General features: G+C 67.0%; 1 protein-coding gene, 1 tRNA gene and 1 pseudogene. All 3 read left to right on the top strand.

What is annotated here, in order from left to right:
• The first annotated feature begins 162 nt into the window (after nt 1-162).
• The 3 genes and pseudogenes from BN903_RS17170 to dhaK all read left to right on the top strand — a co-directional run bounded on the left by BN903_RS17170 (nt 163) and on the right by dhaK (nt 1,883).
• Nucleotides 163-236, top strand: a tRNA-Ile gene (locus BN903_RS17170).
• 215 nt (nt 237-451) lie between these two features.
• Entirely contained in the window at nt 452-814 is a 363-nt protein-coding gene (locus tag BN903_RS04065) for a hypothetical protein (protein ID WP_048076521.1), read from the top strand.
• Nucleotides 815-885: 71 nt separating this feature from the next.
• Nucleotides 886-1,883, top strand: a pseudogene (dhaK, locus tag BN903_RS04060) (dihydroxyacetone kinase subunit DhaK).
• Nucleotides 1,884-2,000 lie beyond the last annotated feature (117 nt).

Here is a 2,000-nt window from a genome sequence, read left to right as displayed (position 1 = left end):
CGACGTCGTCGACGTGGATTTCACCGTCGAAGAGGAAGACCAGAAGCGAACCGACTGACGGCGCGGGCCCCGAGAGCCCCCGTGAAACCGCCACACGGCGGGGCGGCTCCCGAAAGGAAACCCTTAAAATCCTACCCGCGCAACGACTGAATGCGCTCATCTGGGCCAATAGCTCAGTCAGGTTGAGCGCTCGGCTGATAACCGGGAGGTCCACGGTTCAAATCCGTGTTGGCCCACCTACAACGCGCACGGTCTTTGGCCGTGTGGGATTGGTGGGCTGGGACTCCCCAGCCACCCAATTTCGGTCTTCTACTACCGGAGAGTTGATACTGCGTCGCCGTTCAGATTGCCTCGGTGTAAGACACGCGAACCGGTCCATGCCACGTCGTTTCGGCATAATTGAACAAATACTACCAAAGCAATTTACACCCAGTTCGCCGTCACCCGCGGTATGGATCCCTTCGACAACGGGGGTAGCTGTACGAACGGGCACTACTTCGCGTCGCCGAAGCAGGCCGGCGACGGGACCTATTATTGCCCCAAGTGCAACGTCAAGAGCGTCTCGCCGGGCACGGACGGGATTCAGGACGGCGGGCGCTGCCGGAAGGGCCACCACTTCGTCGAGCCGACACAGTTGGGCGGCGGCGCGTTCGCCTGCCCGGCCTGCGAGTCGACCGACATCGAACCGGCGGCGGACGCGTTCGACGACGGCGGCGGCTGCGAGAACGGCCACGAGTTCCGCGTCGCCGACCGAACCGACGCGGGCGTGTACCGCTGTCGGGAGTGCGGCACGCTCGACGTCGAGCCGAACTAACCGCCGAGGGGCGGCGGCGACCCCGGCCCCCACTACGTTTAACCGGTCCGGGCGAGTCCGTTCGATCGTACATGAAGAAACTGATCAACGATCCGGACGACGTGGTCGACGAGATGCTCGACGGGATGACCGCGGCGCATCCCGACCGACTGCGCCGACTCCCGGACACCCAAGTACTGGTCCGCGACGACGGCCCGGTGGAGGGGAAGGTGGGGATCGTCACCGGCGGGGGAGCGGTCACGAGCCGACCCACGCGGGGTACATCGGCGACGGGATGCTCGACGGGGCGGCCGCGGGCGACGTGTTCTCCTCGCCGACCGCCGACGAGTTCGAGGAACTGATCGGGGCCTGCGACGCGGGCGACGGCGTCCTCGCGGTGATCAAAAACTACGAGGGCGACGTGATGAACTTCGAGACCGCCATCGAACTCGCGGAGATGGAGGGCGTCGAGGTCGCAAGCGTCGTGGTGGACGACGACGTGGCCGTCGAGGACTCGCTGTACACCTCCGGCCGCCGGGGCGTCTGCGGGACGATCCTCGTCCACAAGGCCGCCGGCGCGAAGGCCGCGCAGGGGGCCGACCTCGACGAGGTCACACGCGTCGCCGAGAAGGTGGTCGACAACGTCGGGACGATGGGCACCGCGCTCACCTCCTGTGTCACCCCGGAGAAGGGCGAGCCGACCTTCGATCTGGGCGACGACGAGATCGAACTCGGCATCGGTATCCACGGCGAGCCGGGCACGGAGCGCACCGAGACGATGCCCGCCGACGCGATCACCGAGGAGCTGACCGACGCGGTCCTCGACGACCTCGACCTCGACGAGGGCCAAGAGGTGCTCACGATCGTCAACGGGATGGGCGGGACGCCGCAGATGGAGCTGTTCGTGGTCAACCGGCGGCTTCAGGAGCTGCTCGACGAGCGCGGTCTGGAGACCTACGACGCGTGGGTCGGTGACTACATGACCTCGCTGGACATGGCGGGCGCGTCGATCACGGTGTGCGCGGTCGACGACGAACTGAAGGAGCTGTTCGACGCGCCGGCGGACACACCGGCGCTGACGACGAGATGACCGACGACGGGGCAGCGGTCGTCGCGGCGGTCGAGGCGGTCGCGGAGCGCATCGAAGCGGAGGCGCGACCACCTGACGCAGTTGGACTCCGCCATCGGCGACGCAGACCACGGCGGG

The organism is Halorubrum sp. AJ67, assembly GCF_000513435.1.
The sequence above is the reverse complement of the archived record's forward strand: the minus strand, read 5'-3'. Positions and strand labels throughout refer to the sequence as shown.

What these genes read in the sequence shown, in the direction of transcription:
- BN903_RS04065 (WP_048076521.1), top strand. Translation starts at nt 452, where the DNA reads ATGGATCCCTTCGACAACGGGGGTAGCTGTACGAACGGGCACTACTTC.